The organism is Sphingomonas sp. CCH21-G11 (genome assembly GCF_001555965.1).
Lineage (GTDB): Bacteria > Pseudomonadota > Alphaproteobacteria > Sphingomonadales > Sphingomonadaceae > Sphingomonas.
Genome location: NZ_LSHX01000010.1, coordinates 46,035 through 65,497 on the forward strand (window position 1 = coordinate 46,035; position 19,463 = coordinate 65,497).

A 19,463-nucleotide genomic window follows, 5' to 3' on the forward strand; every position below is an offset into this window, starting at 1 on the left:
CCTATTTCGCTGTTCGCGCGCGGAGCCAAGCCCGCGCCTCGTCCATGTCCAGAAAGACGCGGACATTGTCGCGCTTCATTACCCGTTCGGCCTGGAGCTTGTTGAGCGCGGAGCCGACGACGATCGCGGTCGGCCATGGCTCGCGCCCGGGGCCAGCCAGCCGAATCCGCGCCAGCACCGCACCGACTTCCTCCGACTGGACGGGGAACCCGCGCGAATCGCTCAGCGTCCCGGCACATTTTTCGGCCAGACGCAGGTCGCGGCTCGCATCCTGCAGCGCGGCTTCGAACGCCAGCGCGATGGGCAGCGTCCAGAATCCACTCAGACGGAGGAACAGGATCGGGTCCCGCGGATCGAACCGAATGTCGAAATGCTCGGCAGTGTTCATAGCGCGGCCTCCTGCAGCACACGCTGGCGGAACAGCCTGGCACCGATTTCAGGATCGTCGCGGTCGTACCAGCGGGGTGCGGGCAGCCCCTTTTCCCACGCCAGCATCTCGGTACGCGTCCCGTTGGCGGACGGCGTGTCGGGCGCGAGGCGGGCGATCGGATCGGCAAAGGCGGCGTCGGCGGTGATGATCGTCCAGCCCTTTGCGCGCAAGGCCCTGACAAGATCGGGCAGCCATAGCGCCGCAAGGTCGGTTTCGTGCATCAGCATGACGTGCGCGGGGGAGCGGCCGAGGGTCTGGCGAGCGAGACCGTCATAATATTCCGCCGCGCCGACCAGGGTCTCGACATAGAGGTCGCGCAGCGCGGCGCGGTCGATCCGCTTGCCGGCTTCCTTTGCCTGCACCGCCAGCATCTCGAAATTCCAGTCCGAACCATCGGTGGTGACATAGGCATTGAGCAGGCCGCGCGCCGCCAGGCCCGCGCGCACCGCGTCCCGCTTCGCCTTGTCCTTGCCGCCTTCGTCCAGATAGGGAAAGCGGAACCAGGGACGATAGCCGGGTCGCCCCTTCAGCCACGCCTGCGAACGGTCGATGCCGGCGAGATAAGCGTCCGCGCGCGTCGCGCGCAGCGCCGGATGCGCGAAGCTGTGGTCGGCGATGACATGGCCTGCGGCAACATAGGCGGCGATGTGGCGCTCGCCGTCGCCGCGATCGGGCTTGCCGACATTGCCCGGGATGACGAAAAACGCCGCCTGCCGCACGCCCGCCGCCTTGAGCGCGGCGATCAGACGCCTGGTTCGCTGGTCGGGGGTCAGGAAGGCGCCGGGCTGGCGCGGCACATCGTCAAAGGTCAGCGCGATACGTTTGTCCTGCGCCTGCGCAGGCGCACCGAACGCGAAAAGCGCGATCAGCAGCAGGATGACCTGGCGCACGATCATCCCATCGTCGGGATCACGAACGCGTTGCTGCCGTCGGGCGCGCCGTCGGGCCAGCGTTGCGTCACCGTCTTCACCTTGGTCCAGAAGCGGACACCCTCCATCCCGTGCTGGTTGGTGTCGCCGAACGCGCTGCGCTTCCACCCGCCGAACGTATGATAGGCGACCGGCACCGGGATCGGCACGTTGATGCCGACCATGCCGACATTCACCCGAGCGGCGAATTCGCGTGCAGCATGGCCGTTGCGGGTGAAGATCGCGACGCCGTTGCCATATTGGTGGGCGCTGGGCAGCCGCACCGCGTCCTCAAAGTCCGCTGCCCGGACAATCTGGAGTACGGGACCGAAGATTTCCTCGCGATAGCTCGCCATGTCCGGGGTCACCCGGTCGAACAGGCTGGGGCCGATGAAGAAGCCCTGTTCGTGACCCTGGAGCGTGAAGCCGCGGCCGTCGATCACCAGCTCCGCGCCCTCGTCGACGCCGGTCTGGATCCAGTCCTCGACGCGTTTTTTGTGCGCAGCATTTACCACCGGGCCGTAATGCGCCTCCGCATCGGTCGACACGCCCACCCGCAGCGCATGAATTGCCGGAATCAGCTTTTCGCGGAGCCGGTCGGCCGTCTGCGCGCCCACCGGCACCACCACCGGCAGCGCCATGCAGCGTTCGCCCGCGCTGCCGAATGCCGCACCGGCGAGATCGGCGACGACCTGGTCAAGGTCGGCATCGGGCATGACGATGCCGTGGTTCTTCGCGCCACCCATCGCCTGCACGCGTTTGCCCGCAGCGACGCCGCGCCGATAAACATAATGCGCGATGTCCGACGATCCCACGAAGCTGACCGCCCCGATCGCGGGGTGGTCGAGGATCGCGTCGACCATCTCCTTGTCGCCATGCACGACCTGAAGCACGCCCTCGGGCAGCCCGGCCTCGCGCATGAGTTCGGCGAGGCGCACCGGCACGCTGGGGTCGCGTTCCGACGGCTTGAGGATGAAGGCGTTGCCGCACGCGATCGCGACACCGAACATCCACATCGGGATCATCGCCGGAAAATTGAACGGGGTGATGCCGGCACCGATGCCCAGCGGCTGGCGCATCGAATAGACGTCGATGCCCGGCCCGGCACCCTGGGTATATTCGCCCTTCAGAACGTGGGGGATGCCGCAGGCGAATTCGATGACCTCCAGCCCACGCTGGATGTCGCCCCTCGCATCCGCGATCACCTTGCCATGTTCGGAGGACAGCATGTGGGCGAGCGCGTCCATGTTCGCCTCGACCAGTTCCTTGAAGCGGAACATGACGCGCGCCCGGCGCTGCGGGTTGGTCGCCGCCCAGCCGGGCTGCGCCGCCTGTGCCGCGGCGACCGCGGCGTCGAGCACCGCCTGATCGCCCAGCACGACATGCGCCTGCACCGCGCCCGAATTTGGGTCGAATACCTCGCCACGGCGAGTCGCCGCGCCGCCGGGCTGGCTGACGACGAAATGGTCGATCACATGCATCAAACTCTCCAGCGGGCTTTCGCGTTCGGCCGTTATGGCTCTTTGCTCGGGCTTTTGCCCAGCGGGGGCGGCATTACAAGCCTTGCGCGCTCACAACTTCCGCAAAATCGCGGCAAATTGCTCCACATCGCGTGCGGTCTGGTACAGGCCAAAGCCGATCCGCAGCACGTCGCCACGCACGTCGGTGATGACGCCGTCCGCCAGCAGCGCCGCCTGCCAGCGTGGCGCGTCGGGATGGCGCAGCGCCATGAAGCGTTCCGTCCCGGTCCCGGGCGGGTTGAGCCATTCGGCCTCGCCGAGCGCGGTCGCGGGCAACCCGGCACGGAGCTGATCGCGCAGCATGATCGCATGCGCGGTGATCGCGCGCGTATCCAGCCCCTCATCCGCCAGCATGTCGCGCACCGCGACGAAGCGGTATAGACCCGACGGATCGAAGGTCGCCCCCATGAACCGCCGCGCGTCGGGGGCAAAGCCGATCCGGCCCGGCGGTGCGGCCAGATCCTCGAACTCGGCATACCAGCCGGTGATCCCCGGGCGCGGCACATGGCCCGGCGGCGCGTGCATGATCGCCACACCCTCCCCTGCCATCGCGTATTTATAGCCACCGGCGAGGTAAAAGACCCTGTCGGCAAGGGGGGCGAGGTCGGTTTCGACCGCCATGAAGCCGTGATAGCCGTCGACGACCACCCATGGCCCTTCGGGCCGCGCCAGCGCCGCCACCGGCGCAAGATCGCCGGCCAGCCGGCCAGTGCCGAACATCACCTGGCTGACCAGAATGATGTCAGGCGCGAAAGCGCCGGTACGCGCGACGATCCCGTCCGTCCCTTCGCCCGCGGGCACGCGCGCCACGATCGCCTCCCCCGATTCCTCCCAGCGCAATGCCTGGCGGCGAAAGCTGTGGAACTCGCCATCGCTGGTCAGGATGCGCACCGGACGGTGCGGCACGCTCAGGATCAGGCGGACGAGGAAATCGTGCGTGTTGCCCGCGAACACGACGGTCGCGGGGTCGGGCAGGTTGAGCTCGGCCGCGACGTGCGCCTGTGCCGCCGGCCACAGTTCGTCCAGCACGCGGTCCCATTTGCGATCGGCGAGCCGCGCAGCATCGGTCCAGGCGGCGAGCTGGCCGACATAGCTCGCGTCGGGCCACAGATGGTGGCTGTGCGCGGCGAAGTGCAGCCGTTCGGGATCGGCGGCGATCGCGCGCTGGAACAGATGCTTGTAACTGGCGGTCACAACAGTGTCCGCAGCGACCAGAGTTCGGGAAAGGCACGCTTGCGCAGCGTCGATTCGAGATAGGGGACGCCGGCGGTCCCGCCGGTGCCGCGCTTGCCACCGATGATGCGGCTGACCGTCAGGACATGCTTGTGCCGCCACGCCGCCAGCGCATCATCCAGGTCGACCAGCTTTTCCGCGAGCTGATAAAGCCCCCACCAGCGTTCGGTCTCGCGATACACCTGCGCCCACGCCGCCTCGACCTGGGGATCGGGGACATAGGGCTGCGTCCAGTCGCGCGCCAGCGCGGTGTCGGGAAGCGCAAACCCGGCGCGGGCGAGCGCGGCGTTCGCCTCGTCCCACACGCTCGGCCGGGCAGCGGCGGCGGCGGTCAGCGGCCCGTGGCGCGCGCCCTCGCGGATCCCCAGCATCACTTCGACGGCGCGGAACTGGTCGGATTGGAAGCCCGAGCTGGTGCCCAGCACATGGCGAAAGCGCGTGTAGTCGGACGGGGTCATGGTCGCCAGCACATCCCAGGACAGCGTCATCACCGACTGGATGCGCGAGACCCGCGCCAGGCTTTTATAGGCTTCGACCAGCCGATCCCCGCCGATCAGGTCGAGCGTCAGGGTCAGCTCCGCGATCGCCTGCTTCAGCCACAGTTCCTTGGTCTGATGGATGATGATGAACAGCAGCTCGTCATGACGATCGGAAATCGCATGCTGCGCGGTCAGGATCTGGTCGAGCGCAAGATAGCGATCATAGGTCATCGGGGGTTCGGTCATCCGGCGTCGCGCTCCGATCGCGGCGCAGCGGCAGGAACCGCCGCGTTGCGCCAGCGCGCGACGGGAACGACCTCATCGCCATCGGCACCCCGCCGTCGCTGAATCAGCGTCGCCAGCTGCTGGCGGGTGTCGCCGATCGTCGCCCGCGTCCATACCCAGAATGTGTCGGAGGAAAAGCGCGTGCCGGCGGGCGGCGAGAGCTGGGCATCGGCGAAATCGCTCAGCACCAGCTGGCCGTTGCGTGCACGGATCGCCAGCAGCCGTTCGGCCGCCGCATTGTCGGGAAACAGATAGCGCAGCATCTCCGGCGTGGCGGCATTCAGGTTGATCGCCGTGTCGCCCGGCAGGGCGGTCACCAGCCGCTCCAGCCGTGCCGCGACATCCGGGGCCACCCCCGCCAGCCGCAGCGGGCGCAGATCGCTGACCGGGCCATATTGGCGAACGAACCCGATCGCCTGGATGATCTCGTCGCGCGACAGGCCAGCATAGGTGCCGATATTCTCGAACATCGTCACCGCACCCGCATCGCCGCTCAGCACATTGTTGATGTTGAACCGGTCCTGCGCGTCGGCGATCGCAAGCTCGAAACTGCCGCCGTCGATCTCGACGCGCTGCTGCGCGACGGCACCCCAGGGTTCGCCGCGATAATCGACGTCGGCGGCGTCCGCCACGTCACGGCGCAGCGCGGCGAGCGCCGACAATTCGCCGCCGCGCGCGATCGCCGCCGCGCGCGCCGCTTCGCGCCCGCGCAGCCCCTGATCCAGTGCAAGCTCCTCGCGGTTGATCATCAACAGCACCAGCCCCGCCGCGATGGCGACGAACAGCAGGACGTTGATCAGGATCATGCCCTGCTCGCCGGGCGGGCGGCTCCCATGCGTCATTGTTCGCCCCCGACGCGTGGTCGCGCCGGCAGCGCGACGATCCGGCGCAGCAGGCCCTGTGGCCCGCTGCCCGGGGCAAGCGTCACCTCCATCTCGATCGCGCGCGGCCAGCGTTCGGCACTGTCGGGATCGGGTGGCCATGCGGTGCGCCAATCCTGATCGAGATAACGCCACCGCGCCGCGGCGATCCCGGGAAGCACCAATTGCGGCCGGCCGGCGACCACGCGGAACAGCCCGCCGGCCGCGCTTTGATAGCGAATAGGCAATGGCGGCCCACCCTGACCGGGTGCGACGCGCATGAACGAAACCGCCGCGGCATCGCCGGCAATCGGGCCGTTGGTCACCTGATCCAGGTCGCTCGCCACGGCGAACATCGCGCGATTGACCTGCGCCATGCGATCGAGCCGCGCTTCGGTGCGGCGCTGGACGCCCAGGATGCCGTCGACCATGGCGATGCCCGCCACCGCGATCAGCGCGAACAGGCCGAGCGAGATGACCAGCTCGATCAGCGTAAAGCCGGCGCTGGCATGTTCGGGAAGCTCATGCGTGGTCGGACGCTCGCTCATGTGCCCTGCGCGACAGCGACCTTTTCATACACGCCGTTGGTGGCGGCCAGGATCGCGAACTGGCGCGCGCAGCTGCCATCGGTGCGAAAGCGGACCGGCCCCGTCACGCATTCGAAGCCGCGCGGATTGAGCAGCCCGTCCCGGCTGAGCAGGTCCTGGGCGCGCAACCCGCTGACGATCGTCGCCGCGTCATAGGCGAGCGCCGCGATCGCGCCCGGGTTGCCGCCGTGACGCGCCTCGAACCGGCTGGCGAAGCTGTCGAAACGATCGGGATCGGGGCTGGCCATCCACGCCCCTTCGAGCGCAGCGATCGCCGCCGGCTGATAATCCAGCGCCTGCACGGTCACCAGTAACTGGACGCCGGTGCTGCGCAGGTTGCGCGCCGCCGCCAGCGCGGCTTCGCCGCCGCCGGGCACCAGGACCGCATCGGGCGCGTCGCCGAGGTTAGGCGCGGGCTGGCCGGCAATCACATCGGCCGCTCGGACCGTCATGCCGAGTTCGGCCTGCACCGAGATGGCGGCGGCCGCTGATGCCGCAGACCACGCCCCGCCATCGCCCAGAAGCAGCACGTCGCGCACGCCGCGCGAGCGCGCGTAACGCAGCATCGCGGTCGTTGCCTGGCTGGCAGTGATCCCGAACACATGCGCGCCCGGCGCCTGCACCGCCCGATCGTTGGTAAAGGCGAGCACGGGCACGCGCCCGCCCGCCGCCGTGGCGACCGCGCCCGCCTCCTCCGACAGCAGCGGACCCAGGATCATCGCGCATTTGCGGCGCAGCGCCGCCTGTGCCGCCTGCGCCGAGCCGGCCGCGGTGCCGCCGGTGTCGAACTGGACAAGCGCGCCGGGCGCATTTTCGACGAGCGAGGCCGCCTGCGCCATGCTAAGGCCCAGCGCCGCGCGCGGACCGGTGAGCGGCAGCAGCAGCGCGACCGGCCGCTTGTCGGGCTTCGGCTTGGCGGCGGGTGCAGTCGCGGCGTGCGCGAGCAAGGGAGTGGACGACAGTGCAGCCGACGACAGCACCAGGCCGGTTTGCAGCAGCTTCAGCGTTTCACGACGGTTCATCACCGGCTCCGGAGTCGGCAAATTTCGAGGGTCGCCGGCGTCTTATCCTGTTCGCCGGGATCGGCATAGCCTCGTATCTGCTCGCGATGGTCGTGACCATGCCCGCCAGCATCATCATCCGCAACAAACCCTGGCGCACGGGCGTGTCGGGCACGGTATGGCACGGGGAGGTGGGCGTCGCGGGCGGAAGCACGCTGCGCTGGGACTTCGCACCACTGCGTTCGCTGACCAGTCTCGGGCTCGCCGCGGACTGGCGCGCGACGGGCGTGAACACCGATCTCGGCGGGCGCATCCTCGTCCGGCCCGGCCGTTGGGTGCTCGATGCGGTCAGCGGCTCGGCGGACGCCCGGCTGATCGAGGCCGCGTGGCCCGACCTGGGCTTCACCTGCGACCTGACCATGCAGGTCGAGATGAAGAAACTGGTGCTCGGCAGCGGCGGCGGTCAACGCGCGGAAGGGACGATCGTTACCGATCCCGGCGCCTGCACCCCCGCGCGCGGGGGCACGACGAGCCCGGTCGAGGCGCTGCGCCTGACCGCCGAGCCGATCGGCAACGAAAGCCGTATCCGCCTGACCCCACAGACGCAGCGTCTGAAGACGCTCGTCGACGCGTCGTTGGGCGAGGACGGCACGCTGTCGGTCAGGATGACGCCCGACGGTGCCGCCGCGCTGCCCTTTACGGGCATTCCGGCGGGCGCAAGCATCCGGGGATCGCTGTAGGCCGATCGGCCCGACAGGGTCACTGGTTCGGGCAGGTGTGCCCGCCCCTAAATCTGCACCAGATTGTTGAGGTTGATGATCGGCAGCAGGATGGCGAGGACCATCAGCAGCACCAGCCCGCCCATCACCAGCAGCACCAGCGGCTCGACCAGCGCGACGAGGGTCGAGACCAGCGCGTCCAGCTCGCGCTGCAGTTCGTTCGACGCACGGCCGAGCGCCGGGGCGAGACGGCCGCTCGATTCGCCCGAGGCGACGATCGCCACCAGCATCGTCGGGAACACGCCCGCCTCGGTCATCGCCCCGCGCAGGCTGACCCCCTCGCGCACGCGCGCGGCGACACCCAGCGCCTTCTCGCGCACCCACAAATTGGGCGTGACGGCAGCAGCCGCCTGCAGCGCCTCCACCAGCGGCACCGCGCTTTCCACCAGCGTGGCGAGCGAGCCCGCGAAACGCGCAGCGTTGAACTGGCGACTGAAGCGCGCGAACGGCCGATGCGCGTTGAACCAGCGATGGACGCGCAGCCGGTTCTCCGGCCGCCGGTTCCAGCGCCCGAACAGCACGAAACCAGCCAGCGCCGCGATCACGACGATCAGTCCGTAATTCTGGATGAAGGCGCTCATCGCGATCAGTGCGCGGGTGAGGAAGGGCAGGTCGGCCCCGCGCGAGACAAAGACGCGGACGATGTCGGGCACGACATAGACCATCAGCAGCACCATCATGCCGAAGCTGACCGCCGCGAGCAGCGCGGGGTAAAGCAAGGCGAGCTGCAGCTTCTGGCCATTGGCGTGGCGGGTTTCCACGAACTCGGCCAGGTGGTTGAGGACGTGGGTGAGCTTGCCCGACTGCTCGCCCGCCGCGACTGAGGCGCGGTAGAAATCGGGAAAAGCGCGCGGATACTGGCCGAGCGCGGCAGCGAAGCTTCGGCCGTCGAGGATCGCGCCGCGCACATTGAGCAGCAGTGAATTGATCGCCGGCACTTCGGACTGGGTGGCGACCAGCCGGAGCGATTCCTCGATCGGGATGTCGGAACCGACCAATGTCGCGATCTGGCGCGTGATCGTCGCCAGCTGGCGCGCGTTCGGCCCGCGCCGTCCCAGGCCCGGCAGCCGGATCGCGCCGGCTGCAGGCCCGCGATCATTGGCGGGTTCGACCCGCAGCGGCAGCAGCGCCTGTTCACGCAGCAGCGCGCGCGCCGCGGCGGGCGACGAAGCTTCGATGATGCCCTTTTTTTCCGCACCGCTCCGGTCGGCGGCACGCCAGGCATAGGCAGTCATGGGCCGCAATCCTCACCCGATGTCGACGCGCGCTTTAAGCACAGCCGCATGACGGGCGACAGCCCCGCCGACGGATAGTCGAAGCGACTATTTGCGATCGCGCGGCGGCGGACCAGTGTCGCGGCGACCTTGACCGTGTCGACGGAGGACATTGACGATGACCGCGATCAACAGCGTTTCCCCCGCGATTGCCGACCGCCCTTCGCTGCCGGCGGATCCGCTGCCGCTCGATCGACTGGGCCGCGTCGATACCGATGCAATCGGTCGCGAGATCACGGCGCTGGCAGCGCAGGACCCGGCCGCCGCGCTCGCCCGCTTCAATCAGGCGGCACCTGCCCTCACCCCGGTGCAAACCGGGGAGCTGATGCGCGAAACGATGATCGCCGACATCCCCCTGCCGTCGGTTCCCGAAATCCCCAGCATCCCGACGCTGCCGAGACTGCCCGGCCTGCCGCGCCTGCCCAGCGCCGCGGAGCTCGCGCGCATGGGAACCGACCAGCTGGAGCGATTGGCGGATGCGGTCAGCGAACGACTCGCCGCACTTCCGCACGGTGCCGCCGACGCGCTTGCCGATTCGATGCGGGGCGACCGGGCCCGCCCGCTCACGTCGGACGAGCGTAGCGCCGTTCGCACCGCCTATGGCAACCGGGTCGACCTCGATAATGTGCGCATCGTCAATGGTGCGGGCTACTCCCCGGCCGCGCATGCGGCGTTCCGAATCGGCGGCAATCCGGCGATCACGATCGGCGACACGATTTACCTGGCACCGAGGTCCTATTCGTCCGACCTTGGTCAGCCCGGCGCGGAGCGTGAACTGCTGCTTCACGAATTCGCCCATGTCGTACAGTATGAAGAGATGGGCTATGGTTCGTTCGGGGCGAAATATGCCAGCGACCTCGCCGCGCACGGGGGCGACCGCAACGCCGTCTACCGGTATGACGAGCGCCAGACGACTTTTGCGCAGGAGACGATCGAGGGTCAGGCCGAGATGGTCGGCGATTATGCCCGCGTGCGCGAATCCACCCGGCCGGAGGATCAGGCGAAAATCCGCGATCTTGAGCGGCGTCTGGAGGGCACGGGCATCTATGGCCTTTGAGCGTCGGCGAGGCGCCGTCCTCGCCGCGGCCGCGCTGATCGCGCTTGCGGGCTGCCAGCAGGGCGTGGAGATCGACGTCGATCAGCGCGGCGGCGAGGTTCGGCTCAACATCCGGCGGGCATCCGGCGACGACCCGCCCTGCATCGACAGCGTCAGCGTCTATCCCGCCGCCCCCGCCGACGCATTGCCGGTGTGGGACATCAGCCAGGATTCGCGCAGCACCGCCTGCGTGAACGTCTTTGTCTATGGCATCCCCCCCGCCGACTTCGGCAGCGACGGGGCAGCTCCGCTGCGCCCGGGCGCGCGATATCGGGTGAGGGTCGCCGGGACGGGCCTGTCCGGCGCGGTCGAGTTCGACTATCGCCCGACCCGCGCTGATCCTCGGCGATCCGGCGGACAGGGGCGTCAGGCGTCCTCGCGCACGACGCGGGCAACTTCCTCGACCGTGGTCAGCCCGGCGCGCACCTTGGCGACGCCATCGTCGATCAGGCCGGGATTGCCGCCGGCGCGCGCCGCGCGCTCCAGCTCCGCCTCGCTTGCACCGTCATGGATCATCGCCTGGAATGCGTCCTCTACTGCGACAACCTCATAGACACCGGCGCGACCGCGATAGCCGTCGCCATGGCATGCATCGCATCCCACCGCGCGCCACACCGGCTCGCCGACGCGCAAACCCCCGCCGAGCAGCGCGACATCGCCCTCGCCCGCCGCATCCTGCCGCCGGCAATCCGTGCACAGCTTGCGCACGAGCCGCTGGGCGACCAGCCCGACCACCATCGGCGCGAGCAGATATCGTTCGACCCCCATGTCGATCAGCCGCGTGACCGATCCGACCGCCGAATTGGTGTGCAGCGTCGACAGCACGAAGTGCCCGGTCATCGCCGACCGCACCGCGACCTGCGCGGTTTCCTGGTCGCGGATTTCGCCGACCATGATGACGTCCGGATCCTGGCGCAGGATCGCGCGCAGGCCGCGGGCGAAGGTCATGTCGGTGCGCGGATTGACCTGGGTCTGCGCGATGCCGGGCAGCTCGTATTCGATCGGGTCCTCGACCGTCATCACGTTGCGCTTGCGGTCGTTGAGCCGGGTGAGCGCCGTATAGAGCGTCGTCGTCTTGCCCGATCCGGTCGGGCCGGTGACCAGCAACATGCCGTTGGGCCGCTCGAGCAGCCGGGTGAACACCGCGCGGTCGCGCTCGCTCATCCCCAGGTTGGCGAGGTCGAGCGTCATGCCGCCACGCTCCAGCAACCGCATCACCACTCGTTCGCCATGCTGGGTCGGGATGGTCGAGACGCGCGCGTCGACATCATGGCCGCCGATGCGCAGCGTGACGCGCCCATCCTGGGGGACGCGGCGTTCGGCGATGTCGAGCTTGGCCATCACCTTGATGCGGCTGACGAGCAGCGGCGCGAGCGCGCGCTGCGGCTCGACGATGTCGCGCAGCACCCCGTCGATGCGGAAGCGCACGACCAGCCGGCGTTCCTGCGTCTCGACATGGACATCGGACGCCCCTTCCTTGATCGCTTCGAGCAGGATCGCGTTGATGAGGCGAATGACGGGCGAATCGTCGCGCGTATCGAGCAGGTCGTCGACCGATGCCGCGCTGTCGGCGAGCGCCGCCAGATCGACCTCGTCCATCTCGAACTCGGCCGCAGCCCCGGCGCGTTCGGCATAGGCCGCGCCCAGTGCCGCATCGAAGACGGCGGCGTCGACTTCCTCGAACCGCGCATCGGGCGCGATCCGCTGGACCTCCAGCAGCGCCTCGAGCGGCGCGTCGGCGCGATGACGGCATGCGAAGCCCGGTCCCCGATCGTCCGCGGACAGGACGACGCCATGGCGGCGCGCATAGGCGTAGGGCAGGCGCGCGGCGGCAGGCGCAGGCGCTTCGTCGGCGGCGGGCTCGGTCAGCGCGAGCGGATCGGCGGACGTCATCGCGTGAACTCGATCGTCGCGGCGACATGGCCGCTTGTCGGCAGGCGCGTGATGTCGGCGCGGGCGATCCCGACCCCGCTCGACTGGCGCGCATCGGCCAGGAACGCGATCAGCGCGTCATAGCGCGCATCAGCGATCGTCGCGCGCGCGCCGCCGCCGCCGGCCGGAACGATCGCAGCACTGACGCCCGCGCGGCTGGCAGCCGCGGCGACCTGCGCCTCGATCGGCCCGTCGGCCTGGGGCTGCGGCGCGGTCACCAGCGTCCCCGCCGCGCGGATGCGGGCGTTCAGCGTCTCGAAGCCCCGAATATCCGCGATCGCATCGGCGCGCGCGGCCTGCAGCGGCTTCACCACGCCGTAGATCAGGACCGCCAGCCCCAGCAGCGTGGCGAGCACGCCAACGAGCACGCGCTCCCGCAACGATAGTCCCGCCCACCACAGCGACAGGCCCGACAGGCGTTCGCGCCACACGGCCATCACGCGCCCTCCGCCACGATGCGGACCAGGCCGTCGGGCCCTGCGGTCGCCTGTGCGCGGACCCCGGCGGTGCGCAATGCCGCGTTGACCCGCTCGGCCAGCCCGGCCTCGCGCGCGTCGAGCTCGACGGTCAGCGTCGTCCCGGCAAAGCGCATCGCGCGCACCGAAAGCTCTGGCGCTACGGGCGCCAGCGCAGCCGACACCCGGCCGAGCAGGGGCAGGAACCGCTCACGCGCCTGCGGCACCGGCAACATCCGGGTCGCGTCGGTCGCGACATCCTCGCTGATGACCGCGCCCGGCGCCATCAACGCGACGAGCGCGCGGGTATCGGCCTCCCGACGATCGGCGATCACGCGAAGCATCGCGGTATCCGCCACGGCGATCAGCGTGTGCGCGGCCACGCCCAGTCCGACGATCCAGCCCAGGCGGCGCCACTGACCGGTGCCGCCGATCCGGACCCGCCGGACATAGTTGCCCTGGCGCAGGTCGAGCGGCGGACGCTGCAGTCGCGCCGCCAGCGCATCCGTCTCGCCCGCTGCCGGAACCGCGGGCGCCGCGTCCTGCATCGCGCCCGGCAGCGCGTCGCCCAGCGACAAAATCGCCGGCCGCCCCGCCCGATCCCAGGCAGCGGCGAGCAGGCCTGGATTGACCGCGAAGCCAGCCCCGTCGCCGGTGCGCACCCGCGCCCTGCCATCGGCCAGCGCGACCGTCCAGCCGCCGTCGGCCGCCTGCGGCAGCGCCAGCGCATCGGGGACCAGCGCCGCATGGTCGAGCCCCGCCGCTTCGAGGTCGGCGATCCAGGCCGCCATCACCGCATGCCTGACCACCCCGACCAGATAGCGTTGGTCGCCGATCGATGCCCCCAGCGCCAGGTGGACGCTGTCGACGGGATCGGCGATCTGGTCCTCGACCGCAAAGGGCAGCGCCTCCAGCCGGCGGGCGCGGCTGCGCAGCGGCAGGTCGACCGCGATCACGCGGACCTGCTCGCTCGGCACCAGCACGGTTGCGGGGCCATCGGGATCGACTATGCTCGGCTGCCCGTCCGCCAGCGTCCACACGCCGTCGGCCGGGCCGGCTGCGCGCTCGTGTCGAACGGTGGTCATCGCCGCCGCGGGAAGCCCGGCTGTAACATTGCTTTCATTCATCGAACGCATGGGACGGGGATGCACATAGTTTTGAGACAATTCGACGACATGTTGGTCGATGACACCGTGGCACCCGGCACGGGCGACGGCAAGCGTCCCGCGCACATGCGCAGCGGCGAGGCCGGGCTGACGCTGGTCGAGATCATCGTCGTGCTGGCGATCATCGCGCTCGTGGCGGCATTGATCGTCCCCAATGTGATCGGCCGCCCGGATCAGGCGCGCGTCACCACCGCGACGACGGACATCGCGAGCATCTCGGGCGCGCTCAAGCTCTATCGGCTCGACAACGGCACCTATCCGACGACGTCGCAGGGGCTGAAGGCGCTCGCGGTCCGGCCGGCGACGCCACCGGTGCCGGCAAGCTTTCCCGAGGGCGGCTATCTGTCGCAGACACCGGTCGATCCGTGGGGCAATCCCTATGCCTACGAATCCAACGGCACGACCTTTTCGCTCATCTCGCTCGGGCGGGATGGCAAGCCGGGCGGCGAAGGACTGGATGCGGACATCGGCGGCGCGCGGAACTGATCGCCGATGCGGGTACGCCACGCCGAAGCCGGGTTGACCCTGATCGAGATGATGATCGTGCTGGCGATCATCGGGGTGATGGCGGGCGCGGTGACGCTGGGCATCGGGGCGGCGACCCGCGCGCCGAATGTCGAGACGGAGGCGCGCCGACTGGCAGGGCGAATCCAGGCAGCCGCGGACGACGCGATGCTGGGCGATCGGATGGTCGCGTTCACCGCCGCCAAGGACGGCTACGGCTTCGCGATCAACAGCGGCAACGGCTGGGTGCAGCGCACCGACGGTGCGCTCGCCTTTCACCAATTGCCGGACGGGATCGTCGTCACGCTGGACCAGCCCCCGCCGATCATCCTGGGCATCGACGGCGGCCGCGCGCAGCTGTCCGCCACGATCGCCAGCGGCGCCCAGCGGTGGCGCGTGACCTATGACGGCCTGACCGCCACCGCGCGGCCGGCGACCGGGCGATGAGACCGCGTCGCGCGTCGGAGGCACCGGAGGCGGGATTCTCGCTGATCGAGGCGCTCGTCGCGCTGGCGATCCTGGCGATCGCCACGGTCGGCCTGGTGCGCACCGTCGAAACGCATATCGATTCCACCCGCGCGCTGGAAAGGCGGGCAACGGCGATGTGGGTGGCGGAGAATCGGCTGGCGGAGCTCGAGCTCGGCCTGCCGGAAGCGAATACCGGGGAAGTCGACCTGCTCGGCCAGCCGTGGCGCGTCACGGTCGATCGCCGCCGCACCGGCGACCCCGAGGTGGATCGGGTGCGGATCGAGGTTTTCGCGCGCGGGGAGAAATCTTCGCTTGCCGTGCTCGACGGCTTTGTCGCAGGTGCGGCCTCGTGACCGGGTTTCCGCTCTCCTCGCGCCAGATTCGCACTACGCTCGATATCCTGACGGCGCTGATGGTGATTTCGGTGGCCGTCGCGCTGGCCGGACTGACCTGGCGGATTGCCGGCCATGCCGGCACCGGCGCAATCACCGTGCCGGGCGGTCGGGGTGCGGTCAGCGCGCCCGTCGATCCCGGCCAGATCCTGGCGCTCGCGCCGTTCGGCACCGCCGCCACCGTCGCCGAAGCGGGCCAGCCGACGAGCATTGCGGCAGTGCTGAAGGGCGTGATCGCCGCGCAGTCGCCGGACCTCGCCGCGGCGTTCATCGAGGTCGGCGGCCAGCCTGCGCGCGCCTTTCACGTCGGTGAAGGGCTGGAAGGCACCACGATCACCGGGATCCTGCGCGACCGCGTGCTGATCGACAATGCCGGTCGGGCCGAGTTTCTTGCCTTCCCGAACCTGACCCCGGGCGCGTCCGGCCCGGCTGCGGGCACCGCCGCGACCGCGCCCGCTGCGCCGACCGCCGCCCCCGCGCCGACGCGGCCGGGCGGCGCGCCGGGACCCGTCCCGGCCTCGGCTTCAGTCATGCAGGCAATGAAACGCCTCGACGCGCGCCCCGTCGCCAACGGGTTCGCCGTGGGCAGCGCCGCGCCGCCGGGGATGCGGCCCGGCGACGTGATCCAGTCGATCAACGGCGCATCGCTCAGCAGCCCCGCAGCTGCCGAATCCGCGCTTGCCGCCGCGGTCGAATCGGGGCAGGCGCAGGTCAACATCCTGCGCGACGGCAAACAGATTACGATCACGATCCCTCTGGAATAGAGTTGCACCCGTGCGCCAACCCATCCGCTCCGCCATCGCCGCCCTGACGTTGAGCGCCGTCGCGCTCCAGCCGGTGCTGGCGCAGACCGCCGCCGAGCCGCGCGACATTGTCGTCAACATGCGCGGGGTCGAAATCGCCGATGTCGCCGACCAGATTTCGCGCATCACCGGCCGCACGCTGATCCTCGACCCCAATGTGAAGGGGCTCGTGACGGTGACGTCCGCCGATCCGCTGACGGCGACGGGAGCGTGGGAATTATTCCTGTCGGTGCTGCGCGCCAATGGCTTTGCCGCAGTGCGATCCGGCCGGGCGTGGCGTATCGTGCCCCAGGCGAACGCGATTCGCGACGGCGGGGTCCCGTCGCGGTCGAGCGGCGGCCAGGAACTGGTCACCCGCATGATTCGCCTGGCGAACGTGTCGTCTGCCGACGCGGCGCGGGTCGTCCGTCCGCTCGTGGCGAGCTTTGGCAGCGTCGAGCCGCTGACCAGCCCCAATGCGATCGTCGTGACGGACTATGCCGACAATGTGCGCCGCGTCGAGCAGGTCGCACGCTCGCTCGACGGCGGCGGCGGGTCGACCTTTACCACCATCCTGTTGAAGAACGGCGATGCGGCGCAGGTCGCCGAGTCGCTGCAAGGGGTGCTGGGCGAAGGCAACGGCGCGGGCACGACGCGCATCGCCGCGGACGCGCGCAGCAACACGGTCATCGTCCGCGGGACACCGTCAGCGGTGGCCGAAGCGCGGCGCATCGCCCAGGTGCTCGACGCGCCCGGCGGCGCGACGCCGCGCACGCGCCTGTTCCGGCTGAACTATGCAGATGCCGAATCGGTGACCGAAATCCTGCGCGGCGTACTGGGGATCGACGCGGAAGCGACCAACCCCGTCGCGCGCAGCCTTCAGGGCGGTGCCGGACGGGTCAACCGGCCGTCGGCGGCGGTTTCCAACCTGATCGCGCGCAATTCGGCGGCGCAGGCCGCACTGGGCGACGCGGTCGGCGACGGCGAGGGCGGGTCGCAGGGGGGATCGGTGACGCTCCCGTCCGAAAGCGGCGGCGGGCGCGCAGCGACGCCGGCCGGCTTTTCCACCCCCAGTCTGACGGTCCAGCCCGCGCCCGAGATCAACGGCATCGTCGTCCGCGGCACGCCGGCCGCCATCGCATCGGTCGAGGGGATCATCGCCGACCTGGACGTGCGCCGGCCGCAGGTGCTGATCGAGGCGGCGATCGCGGAAATCACCGGCGACGATGCCGAACAGCTCGCGATCCAGCTCGGCACCAGCGGCGCGGTGCTCGATCAGGTCGAGGGGGCGGCGACGTCGTTCAGCAATACCGGCTCGCCCTCGCTCGGCGGCATCCTGACCGCGCTGGGCGTGCCGGCGGGCGCGCTGCTGGGCAGCGGGCTGACCGGCAACGTCGCGTTCGGCAATGATTTCTCGATTCTCGTCCAGGCGCTCGGCACTTCGGAAAAGGCCAATTTGCTCTCAACGCCCCAGATCATGGCGCTCGACAACGAAGTCGGCGAGATCACGGTCGGCCAGGAAGTGCCCTTCGTCACCGGATCGATCCTGACCGAAGGGGCGAACGTCAACCCGTTCACAACCATCGAACGGCGCGATGTCGGGATCAAGCTGCGCATCCTGCCGCGCGTCAATGCCGGCGACACGATCCAGCTCGAGGTCGCACAGGAAGCATCGTCGATCGCGCCCGTCCAGGTGCAGAACGCGACCGACCTGATCACCAACCGGCGCTCGATCACGACCAAGGTGCTCGCCGACAACGGATCGACGATCGTGCTGGGCGGTCTGATCTCCGACGATGAGCGGTCGTCGCGCAGTCAGGTGCCGGTGCTGGGGGACATCCCGCTGTTGGGCGAGCTGTTCAAGGCGCGGCGCGAATCGCGGACAAAGCGGTCGCTGTTCATCTTCCTGAAGCCGACGATCATTCGCGACGGCGCGGATGCGACCACCGCCGCACAGAGCCGCTATGATCGCCTGCGCCGCGACGAGGCCGAACTGACCAAGCGCGAAAGCCTGCTGATCCGGCGCAAGGCACCCCGGCTGACGCTGGAAATCGACGGCATCTACTGATCGACGGCGGGATCGCCGGGCAGCGGCACGCGCGCGCGCCGGCCCGCCCGTTCGAAATAGGCGGCGTCGATCGTCAGCGACACGAGCCGCCACCCGTCGATCGACTCCCCCACCGCGAGCGCGCGCGCGGCACCCGTCCCGCCGGCTTCGCGCACCAGTGCCACCGCGTCGCGATCGATTCGACCAACCACGCCGACCAGCGCGGGCGCATCGGCGGGGACCCCGTCGCCGCTTACCGATCGATCGGGCGCGAACAGGGGTCGGCTGAACAGGCGGGGCGTCGCCTCGGCCGCCATTGGGACGATACGGATCGGTGGGGCGGGCGCCCTGTGGCGAGCCGGCGCAAGGGCCAGGGGCTGATCGCGTTTCATCGCCATGGCGCGACCAGCACCGCGTCAAGGGTCAGCCGACCGTCCGCATCGGCAGCGAGCCGCCACGCGCGAAACCGCGTGACCGGGCGGTCGCGCTCCAACTCGCCGACCAGCGCGAGGACCGCCTTTTCTGATCCGGAAAGCCGCACGCGGATTGCCGCCAACCCCGGTGCGTCCTGGCCCGTCGCGGCGTCCAGCCGTTCGACCAGCACCCCGCCCGCCCGCGCGCGGCGGCGCGTTTCGTCCGCCAGCATCCCCTGCGCCGACTTGCGGCCAGCCGCGACCCGCGCGCGGCCGGGTTCGACCAGCGGTGTGGAGCGCGGCGGGCCAGCCGCAAGCTCGGCGGCAAGCGCCGCGCGCTCTGCACGCACCGTGGCGAGCGCGTTCACCGCGCGCACGGCGGGGAAGCTCGCAAGCAGTCCGGCGACGGCAATGCCCCATACGAGACCCCTCATCGCGATCTGAACCGCACGATGAGCGCGCCGTCGCCACGTCGCTCCGCCACGGTGCGCAGCGGCGGAATGCCCGGTACGGCGCGCAGCCGCGTGCGCAGCCGCGCCGGGTCGGCCGTCAGCACATCGACCGCCAGCATGCCATCGGCAGCGCGCTCGACCGACACGAGGCGGTCGGCATCGTCGAGCGCGCTGCCCAGACGATCAACTTGCTGGACCGCGTGCGGCGCGGCGACCCACTTTGCCAGGTTGCGTCGCGTGCGCGCCTCCCCCGCGCGGGCCAGCCGCATCGGCGCGGCCCGCCGCGCCATCGCGGCCACATCCGCCCGCGCGTCCCGCGTCAGCCATTCGGCACCGATCCACGAACTGAACGGGATCGATGCAAGCAGCAGCGCGATCATCGCTGCGTGCCGATGCGCTG

Annotated in this window: 23 protein-coding genes; 7 read left to right on the forward strand and 16 right to left on the reverse strand. The window is 69.9% G+C overall.

Annotation, left to right across the window (positions count from 1 at the left end):
* Position 1 precedes the first annotated feature (1 nt).
* The 8 genes from AX676_RS01725 to AX676_RS01760 form a co-directional block, all read right to left on the reverse strand.
* Positions 2 to 388, reverse strand: coding sequence for a hypothetical protein (locus AX676_RS01725; RefSeq protein ID WP_066482419.1), 387 nt, complete (start codon positions 386 to 388; stop codon positions 2 to 4).
* Complete coding sequence (locus AX676_RS01730) at positions 385 to 1,320, reverse strand: polysaccharide deacetylase family protein (RefSeq protein ID WP_231726484.1); 936 nt, start codon at positions 1,318 to 1,320, stop codon at positions 385 to 387. Before AX676_RS01730 ends, AX676_RS01725 begins: the two co-directional genes overlap by 4 nt.
* A gap of 2 nt (positions 1,321 to 1,322) precedes the next feature.
* Entirely contained in the window at positions 1,323 to 2,819 is a 1,497-nt protein-coding gene (locus tag AX676_RS01735) for a CoA-acylating methylmalonate-semialdehyde dehydrogenase (RefSeq protein WP_066482420.1), read from the reverse strand.
* Positions 2,820 to 2,909: 90 nt separating this feature from the next.
* Positions 2,910 to 4,052, reverse strand: a complete 1,143-nt coding sequence (locus AX676_RS01740) for a kynureninase/PvdN C-terminal domain-containing protein (RefSeq protein ID WP_066482425.1) — start codon at positions 4,050 to 4,052, stop codon at positions 2,910 to 2,912.
* Complete coding sequence (locus AX676_RS01745; RefSeq protein WP_066482427.1) at positions 4,049 to 4,816, reverse strand: tryptophan 2,3-dioxygenase; 768 nt, start codon at positions 4,814 to 4,816, stop codon at positions 4,049 to 4,051. The genes AX676_RS01740 and AX676_RS01745 overlap by 4 nt, the downstream gene beginning before the upstream one ends.
* Positions 4,813 to 5,697, reverse strand: a complete 885-nt coding sequence (locus AX676_RS01750; RefSeq protein ID WP_066482429.1) for a general secretion pathway protein GspK — start codon at positions 5,695 to 5,697, stop codon at positions 4,813 to 4,815. The genes AX676_RS01745 and AX676_RS01750 overlap by 4 nt, the downstream gene beginning before the upstream one ends.
* Positions 5,694 to 6,263 (reverse strand): type II secretion system protein GspJ, encoded by a 570-nt coding sequence (locus tag AX676_RS01755; protein WP_066482431.1) that lies wholly within the window; start codon positions 6,261 to 6,263, stop codon positions 5,694 to 5,696. Before AX676_RS01755 ends, AX676_RS01750 begins: the two co-directional genes overlap by 4 nt.
* Complete coding sequence (locus AX676_RS01760) at positions 6,260 to 7,324, reverse strand: ABC transporter substrate-binding protein (RefSeq protein ID WP_066482434.1); 1,065 nt, start codon at positions 7,322 to 7,324, stop codon at positions 6,260 to 6,262. The genes AX676_RS01755 and AX676_RS01760 overlap by 4 nt, the downstream gene beginning before the upstream one ends.
* A 98-nt stretch (positions 7,325 to 7,422) precedes the next feature.
* On the opposite strand from AX676_RS01760, the gene gspN reads away from it, so the two are divergent.
* Positions 7,423 to 8,043 carry a type II secretion system protein N gene (gspN, locus tag AX676_RS01765; protein ID WP_231726050.1) on the forward strand — a complete coding sequence of 207 codons (621 nt, stop codon included), beginning with the start codon at positions 7,423 to 7,425 and terminating at the stop codon, positions 8,041 to 8,043.
* A 47-nt stretch (positions 8,044 to 8,090) separates the two neighbouring features.
* Here the strand turns inward: gspN and AX676_RS01770 are convergent, their stop codons facing one another.
* A complete protein-coding gene (locus AX676_RS01770) occupies positions 8,091 to 9,317 on the reverse strand; it encodes a type II secretion system F family protein (RefSeq protein WP_066482440.1) in 1,227 nt (408 codons plus the stop codon).
* Positions 9,314 to 9,469, reverse strand: coding sequence for a hypothetical protein (locus AX676_RS17610; protein ID WP_156437829.1), 156 nt, complete (start codon positions 9,467 to 9,469; stop codon positions 9,314 to 9,316). The genes AX676_RS01770 and AX676_RS17610 overlap by 4 nt, the downstream gene beginning before the upstream one ends.
* Before the next feature lie 5 nt (positions 9,470 to 9,474).
* Here AX676_RS17610 and AX676_RS01775 point away from each other — a divergent pair, with 5 nt between their 5' ends.
* Entirely contained in the window at positions 9,475 to 10,413 is a 939-nt protein-coding gene (locus tag AX676_RS01775) for an eCIS core domain-containing protein (RefSeq protein WP_066482442.1), read from the forward strand.
* 405 nt (positions 10,414 to 10,818) lie between these two features.
* Here the strand turns inward: AX676_RS01775 and AX676_RS01780 are convergent, their stop codons facing one another.
* From AX676_RS01780 to gspL, 3 genes are read right to left on the reverse strand one after another with little or no spacing between them, the layout of a single operon-like run.
* Positions 10,819 to 12,345 (reverse strand): GspE/PulE family protein, encoded by a 1,527-nt coding sequence (locus AX676_RS01780; protein ID WP_066482445.1) that lies wholly within the window; start codon positions 12,343 to 12,345, stop codon positions 10,819 to 10,821.
* On the reverse strand, positions 12,342 to 12,821 hold the full coding sequence (gene gspM / locus AX676_RS01785) for a type II secretion system protein GspM (protein ID WP_066482447.1): 480 nt from the start codon (positions 12,819 to 12,821) through the stop codon (positions 12,342 to 12,344). Before gspM ends, AX676_RS01780 begins: the two co-directional genes overlap by 4 nt.
* Positions 12,821 to 13,924, reverse strand: coding sequence for a type II secretion system protein GspL (gene gspL / locus AX676_RS01790; RefSeq protein ID WP_066482788.1), 1,104 nt, complete (start codon positions 13,922 to 13,924; stop codon positions 12,821 to 12,823). The genes gspM and gspL overlap by 1 nt, the downstream gene beginning before the upstream one ends.
* Before the next feature lie 90 nt (positions 13,925 to 14,014).
* Here gspL and gspG point away from each other — a divergent pair, with 90 nt between their 5' ends.
* The 5 genes from gspG to gspD are packed head-to-tail and all read left to right on the forward strand — an operon-like array spanning position 14,015 to position 18,219.
* The gene (gspG, locus tag AX676_RS01795; protein WP_066482450.1) at positions 14,015 to 14,491 is read left to right on the forward strand and encodes a type II secretion system major pseudopilin GspG; all 477 of its coding nucleotides are present in this window, start codon (positions 14,015 to 14,017) and stop codon (positions 14,489 to 14,491) included.
* 6 nt (positions 14,492 to 14,497) lie between these two features.
* Positions 14,498 to 14,956 (forward strand): prepilin-type N-terminal cleavage/methylation domain-containing protein, encoded by a 459-nt coding sequence (locus tag AX676_RS01800; protein WP_066482453.1) that lies wholly within the window; start codon positions 14,498 to 14,500, stop codon positions 14,954 to 14,956.
* The gene (gene gspI / locus AX676_RS01805) at positions 14,953 to 15,330 is read left to right on the forward strand and encodes a type II secretion system minor pseudopilin GspI (protein ID WP_066482456.1); all 378 of its coding nucleotides are present in this window, start codon (positions 14,953 to 14,955) and stop codon (positions 15,328 to 15,330) included. The genes AX676_RS01800 and gspI overlap by 4 nt, the downstream gene beginning before the upstream one ends.
* On the forward strand, positions 15,327 to 16,133 hold the full coding sequence (locus AX676_RS01810) for a type II secretion system protein N (RefSeq protein ID WP_066482458.1): 807 nt from the start codon (positions 15,327 to 15,329) through the stop codon (positions 16,131 to 16,133). Before gspI ends, AX676_RS01810 begins: the two co-directional genes overlap by 4 nt.
* A gap of 10 nt (positions 16,134 to 16,143) precedes the next feature.
* Positions 16,144 to 18,219: a type II secretion system secretin GspD gene (gene gspD / locus AX676_RS01815; RefSeq protein ID WP_066482461.1), complete on the forward strand. Its 2,076-nt coding sequence runs from the start codon at positions 16,144 to 16,146 to the stop codon at positions 18,217 to 18,219.
* Here the strand turns inward: gspD and AX676_RS01820 are convergent.
* The 3 genes from AX676_RS01820 to AX676_RS01830 form a co-directional block, all read right to left on the reverse strand.
* Entirely contained in the window at positions 18,213 to 18,515 is a 303-nt protein-coding gene (locus AX676_RS01820) for a hypothetical protein (RefSeq protein WP_066644403.1), read from the reverse strand. The genes gspD and AX676_RS01820 overlap by 7 nt on opposite strands.
* 71 nt (positions 18,516 to 18,586) lie before the next feature.
* Positions 18,587 to 19,045 carry a hypothetical protein gene (locus AX676_RS01825; RefSeq protein WP_066482463.1) on the reverse strand — a complete coding sequence of 153 codons (459 nt, stop codon included), beginning with the start codon at positions 19,043 to 19,045 and terminating at the stop codon, positions 18,587 to 18,589.
* Entirely contained in the window at positions 19,042 to 19,443 is a 402-nt protein-coding gene (locus AX676_RS01830) for a hypothetical protein (protein ID WP_066482465.1), read from the reverse strand. Before AX676_RS01830 ends, AX676_RS01825 begins: the two co-directional genes overlap by 4 nt.
* Between the last annotated feature and the right edge of the window lie 20 nt (positions 19,444 to 19,463).